General features: G+C 63.7%; 16 protein-coding genes. 5 read left to right on the forward strand and 11 right to left on the reverse strand.

Annotated elements, in window-relative coordinates; all coding sequences use genetic code 11:
* Nucleotides 1–252 precede the first annotated feature (252 nt).
* The 3 genes from fadB to QQF40_RS16095 all read left to right on the forward strand — a co-directional run bounded on the left by fadB (nt 253) and on the right by QQF40_RS16095 (nt 4,811).
* Nucleotides 253–2,403, forward strand: coding sequence for a fatty acid oxidation complex subunit alpha FadB (fadB, locus tag QQF40_RS16085; RefSeq protein WP_285461926.1), 2,151 nt, complete (start codon nt 253–255; stop codon nt 2,401–2,403).
* Nucleotides 2,404–2,495: 92 nt separating this feature from the next.
* Nucleotides 2,496–3,674 carry an acetyl-CoA C-acyltransferase FadA gene (gene fadA / locus QQF40_RS16090; RefSeq protein ID WP_175090600.1) on the forward strand — a complete coding sequence of 393 codons (1,179 nt, stop codon included), beginning with the start codon at nt 2,496–2,498 and terminating at the stop codon, nt 3,672–3,674.
* Nucleotides 3,675–3,878: 204 nt separating this feature from the next.
* Nucleotides 3,879–4,811, forward strand: coding sequence for an amidohydrolase family protein (locus tag QQF40_RS16095; protein WP_175090599.1), 933 nt, complete (start codon nt 3,879–3,881; stop codon nt 4,809–4,811).
* A gap of 174 nt (nt 4,812–4,985) precedes the next feature.
* On the opposite strand, the gene QQF40_RS16100 is transcribed toward QQF40_RS16095, so the two are convergent.
* From QQF40_RS16100 to QQF40_RS16120, 5 genes are all read right to left on the reverse strand, one after another.
* Entirely contained in the window at nt 4,986–5,336 is a 351-nt protein-coding gene (locus tag QQF40_RS16100; protein WP_285461927.1) for a hypothetical protein, read from the reverse strand.
* Between the two features lie 21 nt (nt 5,337–5,357).
* A complete protein-coding gene (gene holA, locus QQF40_RS16105) occupies nt 5,358–6,416 on the reverse strand; it encodes a DNA polymerase III subunit delta (protein ID WP_043335288.1) in 1,059 nt (352 codons plus the stop codon).
* Nucleotides 6,417–6,735: 319 nt separating this feature from the next.
* Complete coding sequence (locus QQF40_RS16110) at nt 6,736–7,281, reverse strand: LPS-assembly lipoprotein LptE (protein ID WP_175090597.1); 546 nt, start codon at nt 7,279–7,281, stop codon at nt 6,736–6,738.
* A gap of 184 nt (nt 7,282–7,465) precedes the next feature.
* The gene (gene leuS / locus QQF40_RS16115; RefSeq protein ID WP_285461928.1) at nt 7,466–10,066 is read right to left on the reverse strand and encodes a leucine--tRNA ligase; all 2,601 of its coding nucleotides are present in this window, start codon (nt 10,064–10,066) and stop codon (nt 7,466–7,468) included.
* Between the two features lie 176 nt (nt 10,067–10,242).
* Nucleotides 10,243–10,374 (reverse strand): hypothetical protein, encoded by a 132-nt coding sequence (locus QQF40_RS16120; protein ID WP_282627795.1) that lies wholly within the window; start codon nt 10,372–10,374, stop codon nt 10,243–10,245.
* Between the two features lie 11 nt (nt 10,375–10,385).
* Here QQF40_RS16120 and QQF40_RS16125 point away from each other — a divergent pair, with 11 nt between their 5' ends.
* A complete protein-coding gene (locus tag QQF40_RS16125; protein ID WP_352230744.1) occupies nt 10,386–11,066 on the forward strand; it encodes a zinc ribbon-containing protein in 681 nt (226 codons plus the stop codon).
* Entirely contained in the window at nt 11,066–12,280 is a 1,215-nt protein-coding gene (locus QQF40_RS16130) for a tetratricopeptide repeat protein (protein ID WP_175090595.1), read from the forward strand. Before QQF40_RS16125 ends, QQF40_RS16130 begins: the two co-directional genes overlap by 1 nt.
* Nucleotides 12,281–12,408: 128 nt before the next feature.
* On the opposite strand, the gene QQF40_RS16135 is transcribed toward QQF40_RS16130, so the two are convergent.
* The 6 genes from QQF40_RS16135 to miaB all read right to left on the reverse strand — a co-directional run bounded on the left by QQF40_RS16135 (nt 12,409) and on the right by miaB (nt 19,433).
* A complete protein-coding gene (locus QQF40_RS16135) occupies nt 12,409–13,161 on the reverse strand; it encodes a YdcF family protein (RefSeq protein WP_043335281.1) in 753 nt (250 codons plus the stop codon).
* Nucleotides 13,162–13,280: 119 nt separating this feature from the next.
* Complete coding sequence (gene lnt, locus QQF40_RS16140) at nt 13,281–14,798, reverse strand: apolipoprotein N-acyltransferase (RefSeq protein ID WP_285461929.1); 1,518 nt, start codon at nt 14,796–14,798, stop codon at nt 13,281–13,283.
* 86 nt (nt 14,799–14,884) lie between these two features.
* Entirely contained in the window at nt 14,885–15,793 is a 909-nt protein-coding gene (locus tag QQF40_RS16145) for a CorC family transporter (RefSeq protein ID WP_175090593.1), read from the reverse strand.
* Nucleotides 15,794–15,921: 128 nt separating this feature from the next.
* Complete coding sequence (ybeY, locus tag QQF40_RS16150) at nt 15,922–16,716, reverse strand: rRNA maturation RNase YbeY (protein ID WP_217485959.1); 795 nt, start codon at nt 16,714–16,716, stop codon at nt 15,922–15,924.
* Nucleotides 16,713–17,822, reverse strand: coding sequence for a PhoH family protein (locus QQF40_RS16155; protein ID WP_175090592.1), 1,110 nt, complete (start codon nt 17,820–17,822; stop codon nt 16,713–16,715). Before QQF40_RS16155 ends, ybeY begins: the two co-directional genes overlap by 4 nt.
* 261 nt (nt 17,823–18,083) lie before the next feature.
* Entirely contained in the window at nt 18,084–19,433 is a 1,350-nt protein-coding gene (gene miaB, locus QQF40_RS16160) for a tRNA (N6-isopentenyl adenosine(37)-C2)-methylthiotransferase MiaB (protein ID WP_175090591.1), read from the reverse strand.
* Between the last annotated feature and the right edge of the window lie 136 nt (nt 19,434–19,569).

Here is a 19,569-nt window from a genome sequence, read left to right on the forward strand (position 1 = left end):
ACAGACGCGCTGTGACCCCCGACCTTTCGCTAATGTCAGCAGGCTTGATCTTTGCCCGTCACTGGCCCAAGCTGGCTGTATTCAAACGCTTGTATGAAGCGCTGTGATGAGAGATGACTCTCACGTGGTGCCTCAGCCAGCGGCGAGTCCGGCGAGGCCGGTTGCCAACGCCCTCATGGCCAACGCCCAAATGGCAGTGACCATCGAGCGCCCGGCAGCCCCTTCACCTCTTTCTCTTGTGGAGATCCGTGGATGATCTATTCAGGCAAAACGCTAACCGTCGAGGCCAATCAGGACGCCATCGCCCTGTTGACCCTCGACCTTGAAGGCGAATCGGTCAACAAGCTGGCCAGCTACGTACTCAAGGAGTTGGGAGAGGCAGTCGAGGCCATCAAGGCGACGGCCGATCTCAAGGGGCTGGTCATCCGCTCCGCCAAGGAAGCGTTCGTGGTCGGTGCCGACATCACCGAGTTCCACCAGATGTTCGAGAAGGATGAAGCCTTCCTCATCGACATGAACATGAATATCCATGGCATCTTCAACGCCATCGAAGACCTGCCGTTCCCCACCGTCACTGCCATCAATGGGCTGGCGCTGGGCGGGGGCTGCGAGATTACCCTGACCACCGATTTCCGGGTCATGGCCGACAGCGCCAGGATCGGCCTGCCGGAGACCAAGCTCGGCATCATCCCGGGCTGGGCGGGCTGTGTGCGTCTGCCGCGTCTGATCGGGGCTGACAACGCCATCGAGTGGATCTGTGGTGGCACCGAGAACCGTGCCGACAAGGCGCTGGCAGTGGGCGCCGTCGATGCCGTCCTGCCGGTGGCCGAGCTGGACGCGGCGGCACTCGATATTCTGGCGCGTGCCAATGCCGGCGAGCTGGACTATCAGGCGCGTCGTCTCGAGAAGACCTCGCCGCTCAAGCTCAATGCCATCGAGCAGATGATGGCCTTCGAGACCGCCAAGGGCTTCGTGGCCGGCAAGGCCGGTCCGCACTATCCGGCACCCGTGGAAGCCATCAAGGTCATCCAGAAGGGCGCGGGGGAATCGCGTGAGCGCGCCCAGGCCATTGAGGCCAAGACCTTCGCCAGGATGGCGCTGACCGATGTGGCCTTCAATCTGGTTGGCCTGTTCATGAACGATCAGGTGGTCAAGAAGAAGGCCAAGGGTTACGAGAAGCAGGCCAGCGAGATCAAGCAGGCCGCCGTGCTGGGTGCCGGTATCATGGGGGGCGGCATCGCCTACCAGAGCGCCAGCAAGGGCACGCCGATCCTGATGAAGGACATCAATGGCGAGGCCATCGAACTGGGTCTGAAGGAAGCACGCAAGCTGTTCGGCAAGGGTGTCGAGCGCGGCAAGCTGACCACCGAGAAGATGGCGCAGGGCCTGTCCAACATTCGCCCGACGCTGTCCTACGGTGACTTCGGCAATGTGGACCTGGTCGTCGAGGCGGTGGTCGAGAATCCCAAGGTCAAGGCCTCGGTGCTGGCCGAGCTCGAGGACAACGTCGCCGAAGACGCCATTCTGACCTCCAACACCTCGACCATCTCCATCACGCGACTGGCCGAATCGCTCAAGCGTCCCGAGAACTTCTGCGGCATGCACTTCTTCAACCCGGTGCACCGCATGCCGCTGGTCGAGGTCATCCGTGGCGAGAAGTCCAGCGATGCTGCCATCGCCGCGACCGTCGCCTATGCCCGTCAGATGGGCAAGACGCCGATCGTCGTCAACGACTGCCCCGGCTTTCTGGTCAACCGCGTGCTGTTCCCCTACTTCGGTGGCTTCAGCCTGCTGGTCGAGAAAGGCGCCGACTATCAGCGCGTCGACAAGGTGATGGAAAAGTTCGGCTGGCCGATGGGCCCGGCCTACCTGTTGGATGTGGTCGGCATGGATACCGCGGTGCACGCCAATGCGGTGATGGCGGAAGGCTTCCCGGACCGCATGGCGCGTGACGGCAAGACCGCCATCCAGGTGATGTATGACAACAAGCGCCTCGGCCAGAAGAACGCTCTGGGCTTCTACCGCTACGAGGAAGACCGCAAGGGCAAGCCGAAGAAGCTGGCGGATGATGAGGCTCAGGCGCTGGTGGCACAGGTCGTCAGCGAGACGCGCGAGTTCTCCGATGACGACATCATCGCGCGCATGATGGTGCCGCTGTGCATGGAAACCATCCGCTGCCTGGAAGACGACATCGTCGGCAGCCCGGCCGAGGCCGACATGGCCCTGATCTACGGCATCGGTTTCCCGCCATTCCGTGGTGGTGCGCTGCGCTACGTCGATGCCATGGGGGTGGCCGAGTTCGTCGCGCTGGCCGACAGCCTGGCCGATGAGCTGGGGCCGCTGTATCGCCCGACCGAGGCGCTGCGCGAGCGCGCCAAGCGTGGCGACGCCTTCTACTCCTGAGCCTTGATGGCTGAGCGCCCGAGTGGCCGCCAGCACTATCCGACCAGAATTTTCGGCCCTCGCGACAGCGAGGGCCATGAGGGAGCCAGACAATGAATCCGAATCCGAGAGATGTGGTAATCGTCGATGGCGTGCGTACCGCCATGGCCAAGGCCAAGAACGGCGCCTTCCGACACGTGCGTGCCGAGAACCTGTCCGCCGCGGTAATGCAGGCGCTGTTCGATCGCAATCCCGGCCTGGTGCCGGCCGAGGTCGACGACATCATCTGGGGCTGCGTCAACCAGACCCTGGAGCAGTCAATGAACATCGCGCGCAATGCCGCCATCATGACCGGCATTCCGCGTACCGTGCCGGCGCAGACGGTCAACCGCCTGTGCGGTTCCTCGATGAGTGCCCTGCATATCGCCACCGCCAACATCAAGGCCGGCATGGGCGACTTCTATATCATCGGCGGTGTCGAGCACATGGAGCACGTGCCGATGGCGCATGGGGTCGACGTCAATCCGGCGGCCAGCAAGCATGCGGCCAAGGCGGCAATGATGATGGGCCTGACCGCGGAACTGCTCGGCAAGATGCATGGCGTGAGTCGTGAGCAGCAGGATGAGTTCGGCGTGCGCTCTCATCAGCGTGCCCAGGCCGCCGCCGATGAAGGCCGCTTCGATGATGAGATCATCGGCGTCGAGGGCCATGATGCCGAGGGTCGGCGTGTCCTGGTGACCCGCGATGAGGTCATCCGTGGCGATGCCAGCATGGAGTCCATGGGCAATCTCAAGCCGGTGTTCGATCCCAAGGGCGGTACCGTGACAGCGGGCACCTCTTCCGCGCTGTCGGTGGGCGCCTCGGGCATGGCGGTGATGAGCGCCGAGCGAGCCGAAGCGCTGGGCCTCAAGCCCATCGCTCGAGTGCTGTCCACTGGCGTGGCAGGCTGTGACGCCTCCATCATGGGCTACGGGCCGGTGCCGGCCTCCAAGCAGGCGCTCAAGGCCGCAGGCCTGACCATCGAGGACATCCAGACCGTCGAATTGAATGAGGCCTTCGCGGCGCAGTCGATTCCGGTGCTCAAGGACCTCGGCCTCCTGGAGCGTGTCGACACGGCGGTCAACCTCAACGGTGGCGCCATCGCACTGGGTCACCCGCTGGGCTGTTCCGGTTCGCGTATCTGCACCACGCTGCTCAACGTCATGAAGCAGCAGAACACTCGCCTGGGTCTGGCGACCATGTGCATCGGCATGGGCCAGGGTGTCGCGACCGTCTTCGAGCGACTCGACTGAACATCAGCACCTTCGGTCAGCGTCTTCGATAAGCGATCAGGCCACGGCTGATACCAAAAGCGGCATGTCTTCGGACATGCCGCTTTTTTGTCGGCAGGCTTTTGTCTGGAAACGAGAGGGGCGGCGCAGTATCGTGGCAGTGGGCGATTGAGCGTGACGTCGCCCCGGGCTTGATGATTGAGGTTACGCGAGGGAGTCGCATCGATGGACTGGAATCATGTCGAGCAGGATCTGCCGCGCGCCACGCCGCCCAGACCCTTGCCACACCCCCTGACCTTCCGGTTGCCGGCGGGCAGTATTGATTGTCACCTCCACCTGTTTGGTGACCCGGTGCGTTACCCATTGGCGGCGGACAGAACCTATGACCCGGCGCCTGTGGGGCTCAGTGAAGCACTCGAGATGCATCATGCATTGGGCGCCAGCCACGGCGTGCTGATACAGCCCAGTGTCTATGGCTATGACAATCGCCTGCTGTGCGACAGCCTGCAGAGCTGTCGCGAGCGTGGGCTGGACTACCGTGGCGTGGCGGTTGTCACGCCCGACATCAGTGATGCCGAGCTTGAGCGACTCTCCGAGCTGGGAGTGTGTGGCGTTCGCCTCAACCTGATCTTCGCCGGCGGGTTGCGCTGGCGTGATGTGATGCTGCTGGCGGATCGCCTGGCACGCTTCAAGTGGCACCTGGAATGTCTGATCGATGTCTCGACCTTCCGTGACATGGAAGCGCGCCTCGGCAGCTTGCCGGTGCCGGTGGTGATCGACCACATGGGCCATCTGGCGGCCACGCGTGGCCCGGAGTGCCCCGGCTTTGCCGCGCTGTGTCGACTGCTCAAGCAGGGGCGCACCTGGGTCAAGCTGTCGGCGCCTTACCGACTGACCACTCGCGGTCGCTTGCCTTATTCCGATGTCACGGCGCTGGTGCGGGCGCTGGTGGCGGCCAATCCGGAGCGCGTCGTGTGGGGCAGTGACTGGCCGCATCCCTATATCGGTGTCGAGATGCCGGAAGAAGACACCCTGGCCGAGCTGATGCAGCGCTGGTTGCCGGAGCGCGAGATGCGCGAGAAGATCTTCCGCGACAACCCGCGCAAGCTGTACGGCTACAAGGCGTTCGTGAAGTCCAAGGCGGATGCGGCGCATTAAGCGAAGTTGCCACGCTTACAAGCCGAAAAGCCGCATAAGGCAGACAAGCCGAATGGCAAGACGCCCCCATCAGCCTGCTGGTGGGGGCGTCTTGATGATTGGCGAGGGGAGCCGGAAAAAGACAAGAGGGGAGCCGAAGAGAAAGACAAGCGAGGAGAGGCGTGGCGCGCAGCTCTAGCGGGTCTGGAAGGCCACGCGCGTGCCATGGGCCAGCAGGCTGGCATTGTCGATCGGCGTCGTGGGCAGGCCGATCATCTCATCCTGTACTTCCGCCCAGGTCTGCACGCCGTGGGTCAGCCCCAGCGGCAACAGCAGGCGGCTTACCCATTGGGTGCCGGTGAAACGCAGGGACTGGCCGTTGTCATCGGCCAGACGACTGATGCCAGCAGCGTGGTGCAGGCGCACCATATGAAGCCCTTGATCCAGCGTCTGCACTTCCACTGTCAAGGTATTGCCTTCGGCAAGCCACAGACTCAGGGTCTCGATGTCGACGGCTTCGCCAAGCGTACTGGAGGAAGTCTGCATGCGTTCTCCCGAGTGTCTGAATCATACCACCTTGTAGGCGTGAGGCAGTTCGGCCAGTGGGCCGCGTCCGCCGGCGAGCGTCAGGGCGAGATCGACCATCCCGTCCCAGATGGGCAGCGTCATCCCCCCCTTGATCGCCATGTCGAGTCGCTGCGAGAACAGCAGCAGCTTGTGCAGGCGCTTGTGGGGCAGGCGGTTGAGCGCCTGTTGATAGAAGGGGCGACGCTTGTCGAAGATCATCGGCTTCTGCGCCTTGCAGGCATGCTCGAAGCTCTGGCCTTGATCGAGGTGCTGGCGCAGCGAAAGCAGAGTGCGCAGCTCGCGGGTCAGCGCCCACAGGATCACCGGCGGCTCGACGCCTTCTCCCCTGAGCCCGAGCACGATGCGACCACTGCGCTCGACTTCCCCCTTCAGACACGCATCGGCCAGCGTGAAGACATCATAGCGCGCATTGTCCTCGACGCCCTGGACGATGGCATTGCCATCCAGGCGTGCGCCCGGCGGATGCAGTAGCGCCAGCTTCTGCAGCTCTTGATCTGCGGCCAGCAGGTTGCCCTCGATGCGCTCGGCCAGCAGGCGGGCGGCGTCCTGATTCAGCTCGAGGCCGTGACGACGGGCGCGGTCGCGAATCCAGAAGCCGAGGCGGGAATGGTCCACCGGCCACACCGCGATGAAGACGCCGACCTTCTCCAATGCCTTGAACCACGCCGTCTGCTGCACCTTGCGATCGAGACGCGCCGCGGTGATCAGCAGGATGTCGCCATCCTTCTCGATGCGCTCGGCGTAGGCCTTGAGGACCTTGCTGCCTTCCTGGCCGGCACTCTGGGTGCCCATGCGCAGCTCGATCAGCTTGCGCGAGGCGAACAGAGACATGCTGGCGGCAGACTCGGTCAGGCGCCCCCACTGAAAGCCGTTCTCGACATGCAGTACCTCGCGCTCCTCGACACCGGCAGCGCGTGCCGCACGCCGGATGGCGTCGCAGCTTTCCTGGTGAATCAGCGGCTCATCACCGGCCACGATATAGACGGGGGACAGGCGCTTGTTGAGCTGCTCGTCGAGCTTGTCGGGATAGACCTTCATGAATGTCCTTCGATACTGCGCGGGTCTGGTGGGCAAGTGCGCCCAAGGCTTGGGCGGTCATTCACGAGCAGGGGATAGCCTCGGCGTGATGGTGGCCCTGAACAGGCACGGCCCCATGATGATCGGTTGCCCGATATCGTGGAGCCGTGCCTGGCGAACGTTGCGATTTCCAATCTCTACCAACTGCTGCCAGTTGTCTTCCACTTCTCTTGGCTTGCCTGTCGTCAATCGCCTTGGCGTCAATCGTCTGGCCTTTCAGAACTCATGGATCATGACTCATGACTCACGAACGGGGCGACTCAGTGCGGGAGCGTGGAGCTCAGGGCTTGATCGCGCGCAGGCGCTCCAGCAACTGACGGCTCAGGTCACGATTGACTTCCCTGGCCGCACGCTCACGCAGGTCATCGGTGTTGAGCAGGTCGTCATCGTTGGTGTAGTAGAGGCTGCTGGCCTGCAGTTCCTGCTGGTTGGCCAGATAGGCCCCATCGGACTTGCGCTGCAGCGAGTAGGTCAGGCGGTAAGTCAGTTCACGCTTGATGCTGCCGGCATCGCCGTAGGTGATCTGCTGCACGTTCTCACGGACCTTGCCCAGGTTGAGGGTCAGCGGGGCGCTGTCGCTCAACTGGATGTCGGCACGCTCGAGGGCGTCGCGCAGGGCGTCATGGGTCTTGGTGATCGGTGCCTGGACGTCCAGCTCGGTGATGGCCATCGGCGCATCATCCACGCCGCGCAGCTGGAAGCCGCAGCCGCTCAGTGTCAGCGCCAGGCCGACGCCGAGGGCGGCCAGCACACGACGGCGGCCGAGGCCGCGGGATGCACGCTCTGATGTGTCTGCTGAAACACTGGAAGACTTCGCTTGCGTCACCGTGACCTCCTGTCATGAACGAGTGTCATGATTATCTTGCGTGAGCGCTGCGTGGTGCCTGTCAGCATCACGCAGCGCACGGAATATGGCCGTCAGAGACCGACATCCTCTACTTGCCTGTCGGTCTCTGACGGAACCGGCGACTCGGGCCGCCGGTATCTTGCACTGCCTGGTCGGGTCACTATCAGTTGGCGACGATATTGACCAGCTTGCCCGGTACCACGATCACCTTGCGCACTGTCTTGCCATCGGTGTGCTTGGTGACATTGGCATCTGCCAGCGCCGCGGCTTCGATGGCATCGCGATCGGCATCGGCGGCGAAGGACAGACGCGCACGCAGCTTGCCGTTGACCTGTACGACCAGCTCGATGCTGTCCTTCTTCATCGCGTCGGCATCAGCGACCGGCCAACTGGCGTCGATCACGGCTTCGTCGTGACCCAGTGTCGCCCACAGCGAGTGGCTGGCATGCGGGATGATCGGCGACAGCAGCAGCACGCAGGCCTCGACGGCTTCACGGCTGACGGCCAGGCCCTGCTCGGAGGTGTCCTCGAAGCGGCTGATGGCGTTGACCAGCTCCATCACGGCCGCGATGGCGGTGTTGAAGGTGGTGCGGCGGCCGATGTCGTCGCTGCACTTGGCGATGGTCTCGTGTGTCTTGCGACGCAGTGCCTTCTGATCATCGTTCAGGGCCGTCACGTCCAGCGCGGCCGGGGTGCCGGCAGCGACGTGCTCGTGAACCAGACGCCAGACGCGCTTGACGAAGCGATGCGCGCCCTCGACACCGGAATCGGACCATTCCAGCGACTGCTCGGGCGGCGCGGCGAACATCATGAACAGGCGCACGGTGTCGGCACCGAAACGGTCGATCATCGACTGCGGGTCCACGCCGTTGTTCTTTGACTTGGACATCTTCTCGGTGCCACCGATTTCCACCGGCAGACCATCGGACTTCAACACGGCCTTGACGGCGCGGCCCTTGTCGTCGGTCTCGACGTCCACGTCCAGCGGGTTGAACCAGTCGCGGCCGCCTTTCTCATTGATGCGGTAATAGGTATCCGCGACCACCATGCCCTGGGTCAGCAGCTGCTTGAACGGTTCGTCGCTGTCGACCAGGCCGAAGTCACGCATCAGCTTGTGGAAGAAGCGCGAGTAGAGCAGGTGCAGGATGGCGTGCTCGATGCCGCCGATGTAGTAATCGACCGGCAGCCAGTAGTTGGCGCGTTCGTCCAGCATGGCATCGGCGTTGTCCGCACAGCAGAAGCGCGCGTAGTACCAGGAGGACTCCATGAAGGTGTCGAAGGTATCGGTCTCGCGCTGCCAGCCATCGCCCAGGTCACTGAAGGACGGCATCTTCTTGATCGGCGAGCCACCGGAGGCGTCGAATTCGACTTCCAGCGGCAGAGCGACCGGCAGCTCGTCGTCGGTCAGCGGGATGGATTCACCGTTCGGGCCATTCTTGACCGGAATCGGCGCACCCCAGTAGCGCTGACGCGAGACGCCCCAGTCGCGCAGGCGGAAGTTGGTCTTGACCTCACCACGGCCCTGTTCGACCAGGCGCGCGGCGATGGCATCGAAGGCACTCTCGAAGTCGAGGCCATCGAAGTCACCGGAGTTGATCAGCACGCCGTGCTCGGTGAAGGCGGCGTCGCTGACGTCGGGCGCATTGCCGTCGGCATCGGCGATCACGGCTTCGATCGGCAGGTCGTACTTGGTGGCGAATTCATGGTCACGCTCGTCGTGGGCCGGCACGGCCATCACGGCACCGGTGCCGTATTCCATCAGCACGAAGTTGGCGACGTAGACCGGCACTTCACGGCCGGTCAGCGGGTGGATGGCCTTGAAGCCGGTATCCATGCCGCGCTTTTCCATGGTCGCCATGTCGGCTTCGCTGGTACCGCCACGCGCGCATTCGGCGTTGAACTCGGCAAGCTCCGCATTGTGCTCCGCCGCGGCCTTGGCCAGCGGGTGAGCAGCGGCGACACCGACGTAGGTCACGCCCATCAGGGTGTCCGGACGGGTGGTGAAGACGGTCAGGGATTCCTGCACCTGGCTTGCCTTGGCATCGAGGCCGAAGCTCAGCTCGACACCGCGCGACTTGCCGATCCAGTTGCGCTGCATGGTCTTGACCTGCTCCGGCCACTCGACCTTGTCGAGGTCGGCCAGCAACTCTTCGGCGTAATCGGTGATGCGCAGGAACCACTGCGGGATTTCCTTGCGCTCGATCAGTGCGCCGGAACGCCAGCCACGGCCGTCGATGACCTGCTCATTGGCGAGCACGGTCTGGTCAGCCGGGTCCCAGTTGACGATGGAACTCTTCTTGTAGACGACACCCTTCTCGACCAGCTTGGCGAAGAACCACTGCTCCCAGCGATAGTATTCCAGGTCGCAGGTGGCGAACTCACGGCTCCAGTCGTAGGCGAAGCCCAGCGCCTTGAGCTGATCGCGCATGTAGGCGATGTTCTCGTGGGTCCACTTGCCCGGCGCGACGTTGTTCTTCATCGCGGCGTTTTCCGCCGGCAGGCCGAAGGCGTCCCAGCCCATCGGCTGCATGACGTTCTTGCCCTGCATGCGCTGGAAGCGCGAGATCACGTCACCGATGGTGTAGTTGCGCACGTGACCCATGTGCAGCTTGCCACTGGGGTAGGGGAACATCGACAGGCAGTAGAACTTCTCGCGGTTGGCGTCTTCCACCGCCTTGAAACACTGATTTTTCTCCCAGTACTGCTGGGCAGCCTGTTCGATCTGATCGGGAGCGTACTGTTGAGAAGTATCCTGTGAATCCATCGGGTCCGTCACTACCTTGGCATTGGCCGCTACCCGTCACCAGGGACAGGCAGGGCGTGAAGAGGTGGGCGGTCACATCGGGATGGGCCGCCACTGTCTGCGATGGGGTCAAGTCTACCCCAGACGCCAGGACTCAGGTAGGGGAGGCGAGCCCTGTGGCGCCAGGCGAATGCGCTTCATGCTGCCAGTGCCACGCGCTTGATGCGTGTCAGGGAGTGGAAGCGTGTGGCTTGTGTCGCAACGCCAACGCCACCATGCTGAAGGTAGAGCGCCATGCCCTCCCGCAGTACGGGAGAAGGTGAAGACACAAGGAGAGTCCATGAGCCAACCACGTGAACCCCGCGATCCCCATGAGCCGATCAGCGCCACGGAGCGTGATACGGCTGCCACGTCCTCGCACGACAGTGGCTTTGAAGATACGCCGATGCCTTCGCGTTCAGCCGCCAGTCAGCCGCAGGGCGAAGGGGAAGGACGTCTCGGCGATGCCTATGGGCGAATCCTGACGCGGCTGGAAGACAGCAGTGGTGAGCTGTCGTGGGATGGCCTCAAGGCCGAGCTGGATGAGGCGGTCAAGTTCGAGGCCGAGGTCGAGGAATTCACGCTCGACGAGCTGGCGCTGCTGCGTGCCTGGGTCGAGCGTGACATGCGTGAATTCCGCCGCCACCTGGCGACCGGTGGAGAAGGGATCGCCAGCTGGCTGGGGATCGATCTCTCGGTGCTGTCGCGCAGTGTCAGTTCCGCGCTGATGTCGATCGCGGACCGCACCGTGGTGGACCGCGCCCACTTCGAGGAAGACCTCGAGGCCGCGCGCGCCGACTACACCAGCGGCGAGGTCATCGCGCCGGGGCTATTGCATTGCGTGCACTGTGAGTCGACCACCACGCTCACGCGGCCCAGCGTGCTGGAACCCTGCCATGCCTGTGGACATCGTTTCTTCTCGCGTGGCGCGCCGCCCGTTACTCGTCAGCCCCCCACGACCGACGAGAGAGATCAGAGCTGATGGCGACACCGTCAGACTGGTTCGCCCCGGCGCACGCCACCTGGAGCGCCGGTCAGCGCCACAAGGCGTTGCAACAGCTGATCGAGCACTTCAACCAGCGCCCGCGTCCACGTGATGCGGGCCTCTTCAAGCAGATCTCCTATTACCTCTTTCTGCTCGCGGATTATCGCTCGGCCAGCCAGATTCTGGCCCAGGGGCATGTGGAGTGTCCGGCCGATGAAGAGATCGCGCTCAACCAGGTGGTGTGTCTGTCGCGTGCCAATGATGCCGCTGGCTCGCTGGCGGCCGGTGAGGCATTGGCCGCACGGGGCTGTCTCAATCCGGTGCTGTTCGACTCGCTGGCCAGCAGCGCGGCCAGGCTCAAGCGCCACGATGAGGCACGCGAGCATGGCAGTCGCGCCCTGGCGCTCAAGGACGAGCAGCATGGGAGCCTGCCGTTGGCGAAGGGCTGGCGACTGCCCGCTGCCCCCCCCTCGGCAGTCGCGGCCGGCAAGACGCGAGTGCTGGCCTTCGGTCTCTGGGGCAAGGGGCCGCGCTACTTGAACGGCATGCTGCATAACCTGCTGTTGGCACCGGTGCTATATCCGGGGTGGCGGGTTCGGCTCTATCACGATGACAGTGTGCCCGACGACTTTCTGGCTCTGGCGCGGGAACTGGACGCCGAGCTGATCGAGCGTCCCTCCAGTGACACCTTGAGGCAGCGGCTGTGTTGGCGCTTCGCGGTCGCCGATGACCCGACGGTGGGCTACTTCGTGGTTCGCGACTGCGACAGCGTCATCAGCCTGCGCGAAGTGCGCGCGGTGCAGATGTGGCTGACGTCCGGGCGCTTCTTCCATGTCATGCGTGACTGGTGGAGTCATACCGATCTGGTGCTGGCGGGGCTGTGGGGCGGGGTGGCCGGAGTCCTGCCGCCACTCGAGACATTGCTGGCCCGGTGGCAGCCACAGCATGTCGAGACGCCGAATATCGATCAGTGGTTCATGAAGGAATGCGTGTGGCGTTATCTGCGCGAAAGTCTGGTCAGCCACGACCGGTGTTACTCGCTGCAGATCAAGGGCCGCGACAGCCTGAAGTTCCCGGACGACGTGCTGGGAGAAGCGCCTGGCGGCACGGCGCATGTCGGCAGTGACGAGTGGACGCGCGATCGCGCCTTCCAGCGCCGCCAGCTGGGGCCATGGCTCAAGGAGGCCAGCTGGATGCGTGGCAGCGAATGAGCACAATCAATCCTGCGATAATCGACTGATGAGCGGGTTATAAAGACACACGAAGGGCTGCCCATGGGCAGCCCTTCGTGTGTCTTGCCAGCAGTCCTTCGCTTGTCTTGCCAGCAGTGCTGTCGGGGCTAGCGACCCACCAGCCAGCCGATCCATTCATGCAGTGCCCAACGTGACTGGGTCAGCGCGGAGCTGTTGGGGATCCAGGCATCGATGCCCAGTCCCGACACCGTGGTGTAGCCCACCGGCGCCGGGATGATGGTGCGGAAGCCCTGGTTCTGGAAGTTGCGCATCGCGCGCGGCATGTGCCAGGCGCTGGTCACCAGCACGATCTTGTTGATGTCGTCCTGCTCGAGCATCTCGCGCGTGAAGAGCGCATTCTGCTGGGTGTTCTCGCTGCGGTTTTCCAGCCAGCGCGCCGGGTAGTCGAATTCATCGATCAGCGAGCGCTGCATCAACTCGGCGAGGGTGCCGTCATCGGAGGATGATACCTTGCCACCGGTGAGCAGAATCGGCAGCTCCGCGTTGCGTGCCACGCGTACGCCTTCGTCCAGACGGCTGAGCGTCTCGCCATTGATGCGATCACGGCCCTGCAGCTCCGGGGCGTCGTAGTAGCGTCCGCCGGAAAGCACTACCACGGCCTGCGCCTGGATCCACTCTGCCGGTTCACTGGGCTGGATGCGCTCCAGCCCTGACATCAGCCGCGTGGAGACGACCGGAGAGGACAGCAGCCACATGCCCAGAATGGCCACGACCATCATGGCGCGTGCCAGGCCCGGCCAGCGCTTGAGGACGAGCATGGCCAAAAACAGCAGCAGGAGAGGCCCGCCGGGCGGCAATACCAGGTCCTTGATGATGCCGAGTAACTCGGTGATGCCCATTGTGGTCTCGCTTGTGCAGAGGCAGTGCCGGGCATCGGCCCGGCAGCGGGTAAGGTTGAGCGTTCAAGCATCTGAGGCCCCGGAGGCTCAGGCGTTCTGGGGCTCAGGCGTTCTGGGGCTCAGGCGTCCTGCGGGCGCTGACGGCGCGCCTTGAAGCATTCGTTGATGCCAAGCACGAGGCCCGGCGCCAGCAGCAGCGCGATCAGGATCCACACCGGCAGCAGGCCGTAGTGCATCCAGGGCGTCATGCCCAGTTGCAGCCGGATATCGCCAGTGACGGTGGCCTCCTCGAACTGGGGGGCCTGGGCGATGATCTCACCCTGCGGCGAGATGATCGCCGTGACGCCATTGCTGGTGGCTCGCAGCAGATAGCGGCCGTTTTCCAGCGCGCGCAGCTGGGCCATCTGCAGATGCTGCAGCGGGCCGATGGAGTGACCGAACCAGGTGTCATTGGAGACGGTCAGCAGCACGGTAGAGCTCAAGGCGCGCTGGCGGACCAGCTCCGGATAGACGATCTCGTAGCAGATCGCCACGCCGATACGCAGACCGCTGACCATCAGCGGAGGCTGCTGGCTGTCGCCTGACTGCATGCTCGACATCGGCAGGTCCAGGAAGCCGATGATGCCCCGCAGCCAGCTTTCCAGCGGTACATACTCGCCGAAGGGCACCAGGTGCTCCTTGCGATACTGGGCCGACGGGTCATCGATGGGAATCACGCTGTTGTAGAAGCGATTGTCGGCGTCACGCTCGACGATCCCGGTGATCAGACCGGTCTTGGGCGGCAGAGTTGCCTGGATGCGCTCGAGGAAGGGCTCGGCCTGGTCGCGCAGCATCGGCAGTGCCGTCTCCGGCCAGACGATCAGGTCGGCAACGTCCTGCACGGCGCGCGTCATCGCGGCGTAGGTATTGGCCGCACGGCGCTGACCTTCGGCGCTCCACTTGATCAACTGCGGCAGGTTGCCTTGCAGCAGGGCGACGCGCGCCGGCTGGCCGCCGGACTGTGTCCAGCTGGTTGGCAGCAGCAGCCCCGCGCTCCACAGCACGATCAGCGGCGCGATCGCCCACCAGCGGCGACGCAGGGCCAGATTCCACAGCAGCGCCCCGGACAAGGCGATGATCAGCGAGATACCGTAGACGCCAAGCACCGGCACCCAGCTGGCCAGCGGCGAGCCCACGGCACTGTTGCCCAGCAGCAGCCACGGGAAGCCGGTGAAGGCCCAGGTGCGGAACAGCTCGCTGAGCACGAACACCGCGGCGAATGACAGCACATCGAGCTTGCGTGAGCAGAAGCGTTGCCACAGGCCCATCCACAGCATCGGGAACAGCGCCATGCAGGCCACGAACAGCATCGTCAGCAGCACCGCCAGCGGCATGCCGGTATAGCCGTAATCATGGATCGAGACGTAGACCCAGCTGGCCCCGCTGCCGAACAGGCCGACCCCGAACCACCAGGCGCGCAGGAAGCCACCGCCTTCCATGCGCAGCGCCCCGTAGAGCAGGCCTGCGCCGATCGGGCCCAGCCACCACTGCTCGAAGGGGGCAAAGCTCAGGGTGACCAGTACCCCGGCAATGATCGCCAGTACATTGGCCAGCAACGAGGCGCCCGGGAAGCTCCTCGCGCGGGGGGAATCTGACATGCCGCTCTCCTTGTAAAATGCCAGACACATCGGCGGATGTGTCTGGCATTGTCCTCTATCGGGTCAGCCTGTGATCAGGCCATGAATCACTCGCCGCTGATGTGCGCACGATGCTCGGCCGAGGGCGGCGCGTCACCGGTGGCATCTTCCAGACGGCATACCTGTACCTGACGAATGCGACGATTGTCCGCATTGAGCACCGTGAAACGCCAGCCGGCGAAATCGGTGGATTCCTGACGGCGTGGCATGTGGCCGAAGCGCTGGATCATCAGACCGCCGATGGTGTCGAATTCCTCATCGGAGAAGTCGGTATCGAAGTGCTCATTGAAGTCATCGATGGTGGTCAACGCGCTGACGGCGAATTGACCATCGCCCAGCTCGCGGATGTCCTCATCCTCATCGGTGTCGTGCTCATCCTCGATATCCCCGACGATCTGCTCGAGAATATCCTCGATGGTGACAAGGCCTGCCGTGCCGCCGTACTCGTCGATGACCACCGCCATGTGATTGCGGGTCTCGCGGAATTCCTTGAGCAGGCTGTTGAGGCGCTTGGATTCGGGGATGAACATCGCCGGACGGATCGCTTCGCGCAGATCGAAGCGCTTGCGCTCGCTGTCATTTTGCAGAATCAGCGGCAAAAGGTCCTTGGCCAGCAGAATGCCGAGCACCTCGTCGAGGTTCTCGTCGATGACGGGATAGCGGGAGTGAGCCGATTCGAGAATCAGCGGCAGGTATTCCTCCGGGCGCTGATCGACCTGAATGGCCTGCACCTGGGAGCGGGGGATCATCACCTCGCGCACCTGCTGGTCGCTGATTTCCAGCGCGCCTTCGATGATGGCGATGGCGTCCTGATCGAGGTTGAGGCGTGGGCCTACCTCAGCCAGAAACTGGAGCAGCTCGCTACGGGAGCTGGGTTCGTCGGTGTCGCTTGAGAAGGCGCCGAACAGCTTATCGAGCCAGGTTTTCGAATGGCTTCCCGATCGGTCTTCGCTCATGCGTTAGTTTCTCTTTTCCTCGGTGGCGATACCCCATCGTCGTGGTGGTATCGGGGCAGCCGAGCGACCCGGGGACAAGCCCCGAGTCACCCGACGGCGGGGGCTGCCGATGCGCAACGGCACCGGCATCAGTGATTCTCTTCCCGGTAGGGGTCGGCGATGCCGAGCCCTGCCAGCACATGACGCTCGAGCGCTTCCATGCGTTCGGCTTCATCGTCCTCGATATGGTCATAGCCGAGCAAGTGCAAGGTGCCATGGACCAGCATGTGGGCGAAATGATTTTCCAGCGTCTTGCCCTGTTCCCGCGCTTCGCGGGCGACGACATGCACGCTGATGATCAGGTCGCCCAGAAAGCGCTGCTCATCCTGGCCTTGCTCATCAAGGGCCTGTTCACCCAAGGCCTGCTCAGCTGCGGTCTCGGGAGCCGCAGACGCGGTATCAGAGGCATCTGACTCGTCAGCTTCGCTCATGGTGTCTGACGCCAGCATGACATCGTCGCTGTTGTGGCCGTCGAGACCTTCCTCTTCGCCGGCGTCCAGATCGCCCTCCGGCATGCCCGCAAGCGGCAGACTGTCGTCCTCGCCTTCCTCGGCGAAGCGCGCGGCCAGTTCCGGCGGCAGGGCGAAGTCGTCCAGATCCAGCGGCTCGTGCGGGAAGGACAGCACGTTGGTCGGGGAATCCTTGCCACGATAATCGCGATTGAGGCCCTGACTCTCTGCTTCTTCCACCAGACGCACGGTCAGCTCGTGAGGCGCGGCGGCGGCGCTGGCATCGTGCTCGAGTGCGCCATCTTCCGCGGCGGCCAGCAGTGCAGCCGCCACCCAGGCTTCCAATTGATGGCTGGCCGGCAGCGGCTGGCCGTCGAATTCACTCTCGCCGATGGCCAGTTGCAGGTCCACGACGACCGCAGGGGCTTCGCTCACTGGCTACCTCCCGTCGGGGTGTTGGCAGGCGGCACGTTGCTCTGGGCATTCAGCGCCGCCATGCGTGCTTCGCGCTCGGCCTGACGCTGCTCGCGACGCTCGCCTTCCTGCTGCTCTTCCGCGGCTTCGAAGGAGTCGTAGGCCTCGACGATACGCTGCACCAGCGGGTGACGCACGACATCCTTGGCCAAGAAGCGCGTGATGCTGATCCCCGGGGTGTCCTTGAGCACTTCCAGCACATGGGCAAGGCCGGACTGGGTGCCACGTGGCAGATCGACCTGCGAGACGTCACCGGTGATGACGGCGGTGGAGCCGAAACCGATGCGCGTCAGGAACATCTTCATCTGCTCGCGCGTGGTGTTCTGGGATTCATCGAGAATGATGTAGGCGTTGTTGAGCGTCCGGCCGCGCATGTAGGCCAGCGGCGCGATCTCGATGATCTGGCGCTCGATCATCTTGTTGACGTGTTCGAAGCCGAGCATCTCGTACAGGGCGTCGTAGAGCGGGCGCAGGTAGGGGTCGATCTTCTGGGCCAGGTCCCCCGGCAGGAAGCCGAGTTTCTCGCCGGCCTCGACCGCCGGACGCACCAGCAGGATACGTCGCACTTCATTGTTGTTGAGCGCTTCCACGGCAGCGGCGACGGCAAGGTAGGTCTTGCCGGTACCGGCCGGGCCGATGCCGAAGTTGATGTCGTGATTGCGCATCTCGGTGACATAGCCCTGCTGGTTGAAGCCGCGTGGGCGCACCAGCACCTTGGGCGTGCGGATCACCACATCACCGTAGGTGGCGCCCTGGTCCTCGGCGGCTTCGACCAGCGCCTCGACGCCGGATTCCTGCAGGAACAGATGGACGGTCTCGGCATCGACGTCGCCGGCGCCGGTCTCGCGATACAGATGCTCCAGCACGTTGGCGGTCGCCTTCACGGCCGCCGCGGGGCCTGCGACCTGGAAGTCGTTGCCGCGGTTGCGCAGGGTGACACCGAGCCGGGATTCGATCAGCTTGAGATGCTCGTCGCGCTGGCCGGTCAGGCTGGCCAGACGCTGCGGGTCTGCCGGCTCAAGCGTCATGTTGAGAATGCGATTGGCTTGCTGTGACTGGTGGCTCAAGGCGTCGAATATCCTGATAGTGATGAGTGACGATGATGCTTGGCGATGAGGGGCAGCCGCGATGGCGTGATGCACGGAGCGCTCTGCCCGCCGCGGCGCATGACGGCGCCATTTCAGTGTCAATGGTGACGCGTTGCCGAAGTCTCAAGAGAGCTTAATGCGCGATGGCCGTACAGGGCAATTGTCCTGTACGGCCAGCGTGGCTATCTGCTTGATAGCGGGGGCTGATGGCGCCTCGTCAATGCCGGGAGCGACGTGCGATCAATAGCGGTAGGGTGAGCTGAGCTCACCGCGCAGGGAGTTGGGATAGGCCTCGGTGATCTCGACATCCACCAGGTAGCCGATCAGCTCGGTCGGGTTGGCAGCGCGGAAGTTGACCACCCGATTGTTCTCGGTGCGCCCTGACAGCAGGCCCGGATCACGTGGCGAGAAGCCGGAGACCAGGATGCGCTGGGTGGTGCCGACCATCTTGCGACCGATCTGCATCGCCTGCTGGTTGATGCGATCCTGCAGGATGAGCAGGCGCTCCTTCTTCACCTCTTCCGGGGTGTCGTCTTCGAGATTCGCCGCCGGAGTGCCCGGGCGTGCGGAGTAGATGAAGCTGAAGGAGTGATCGAAGCCGATCTGGCCGATCAGGTCCATGGTGTCCATGAAGTCCTGATCGGTCTCGCCCGGGAAGCCGACGATGAAGTCGGAGGAGAAGCTGATGTCCGGGCGCAGTGCGCGGATGCGTTCGAGCTTGTCGATGTAGAGGTCACGCTCGTGGCCGCGCTTCATCGCCGCCAGAATGCGGTTGGAGCCTGACTGCACCGGCAGGTGCAGGTGGCTGACCAGCTCCGGGATTTCACCGAAGGCCTCGATCAGCGAGTCCTTGAACTCCAGCGGGTGCGAGGTAGTGAAGCGGATACGGTCGATGCCCTCGACCTGCGCCACGCAGCTGATCAGCTCGGCGAGGTCGATCTCCTCGCCCAGCTGGTTGAGACCGGCGTAGGCGTTGACGTTCTGGCCCAGCAGGTTGATCTCGCGCACGCCCTGGTCGGCCAGGTGGATGACTTCATCCATCACCTTCTCGAAGGGACGCGAGACTTCCTCACCGCGGGTGTAGGGCACCACGCAGAAGGTGCAGTACTTGGAGCAGCCTTCCATGACCGAGACGAAGGCGCTGGCACCGTCGCTCTTGGGTGCGGGCAGGTTGTCGAACTTCTCGATCTCGGGAAAGGTCACGTCGACGACGGAAATCTGCTTGAGGCTGTCGCGGCGGGTATCGAGCATCTTCGGCACGCGGTGCAGTGTCTGCGGGCCGAACACCATGTCCACATGCGGGGCACGCTTGCGCAGGTTGTCGCCTTCCTGACTGGCCACGCAGCCGCCGACGCCGATCACCAGCTCCGGGTTCTTTTCCTTGAGCTTCTTCCAGCGTCCCAGCTGGTGGAACACCTTCTCCTGCGCCTTCTCGCGGATGGAGCAGGTGTTGAGCAGGATGACGTCTGCTTCGGATTCGTCGCTGGTGACTTCCATCTGATGCGATTCGCCGAGCAGATCCGCCATGCGCGCGGAGTCATACTCGTTCATCTGGCAGCCGTGAGTCTTGATGAAGAGTTTCTTCGCCATTGCCTTGTGTGAACGCTCTGAGCTGCGCGCCCGGGCTTCGTGCGCCTCGCGCCCGGGCACATGGTGGCGGCGGGCAGCGTCAGCGGTCAGGAGAAGCGGGCGCGACTTGTAATGAATGAGCCCCGGCGCCGATGGC

It is taken from the genome of Cobetia sp. LC6, assembly GCF_030264805.1.
Classification (GTDB): domain Bacteria; phylum Pseudomonadota; class Gammaproteobacteria; order Pseudomonadales; family Halomonadaceae; genus Cobetia.

What these genes read in the sequence shown, in the direction of transcription:
- QQF40_RS16130 (WP_175090595.1), top strand. Translation starts at nt 11,066, where the DNA reads ATGGCGACACCGTCAGACTGGTTCGCCCCGGCGCACGCCACCTGGAGC.
- fadA (WP_175090600.1), top strand. Translation starts at nt 2,496, where the DNA reads ATGAATCCGAATCCGAGAGATGTGGTAATCGTCGATGGCGTGCGTACC.
- QQF40_RS16095 (WP_175090599.1), top strand. Translation starts at nt 3,879, where the DNA reads ATGGACTGGAATCATGTCGAGCAGGATCTGCCGCGCGCCACGCCGCCC.
- holA (WP_043335288.1), bottom strand. Translation starts at nt 6,416, where the DNA reads ATGAAGGTCTATCCCGACAAGCTCGACGAGCAGCTCAACAAGCGCCTG.
- lnt (WP_285461929.1), bottom strand. Translation starts at nt 14,798, where the DNA reads ATGTCAGATTCCCCCCGCGCGAGGAGCTTCCCGGGCGCCTCGTTGCTG.
- QQF40_RS16145 (WP_175090593.1), bottom strand. Translation starts at nt 15,793, where the DNA reads ATGAGCGAAGACCGATCGGGAAGCCATTCGAAAACCTGGCTCGATAAG.
- fadB (WP_285461926.1), top strand. Translation starts at nt 253, where the DNA reads ATGATCTATTCAGGCAAAACGCTAACCGTCGAGGCCAATCAGGACGCC.
- QQF40_RS16135 (WP_043335281.1), bottom strand. Translation starts at nt 13,161, where the DNA reads ATGGGCATCACCGAGTTACTCGGCATCATCAAGGACCTGGTATTGCCG.
- QQF40_RS16125 (WP_352230744.1), top strand. Translation starts at nt 10,386, where the DNA reads ATGAGCCAACCACGTGAACCCCGCGATCCCCATGAGCCGATCAGCGCC.
- leuS (WP_285461928.1), bottom strand. Translation starts at nt 10,066, where the DNA reads ATGGATTCACAGGATACTTCTCAACAGTACGCTCCCGATCAGATCGAA.
- QQF40_RS16100 (WP_285461927.1), bottom strand. Translation starts at nt 5,336, where the DNA reads ATGCAGACTTCCTCCAGTACGCTTGGCGAAGCCGTCGACATCGAGACC.
- miaB (WP_175090591.1), bottom strand. Translation starts at nt 19,433, where the DNA reads ATGGCGAAGAAACTCTTCATCAAGACTCACGGCTGCCAGATGAACGAG.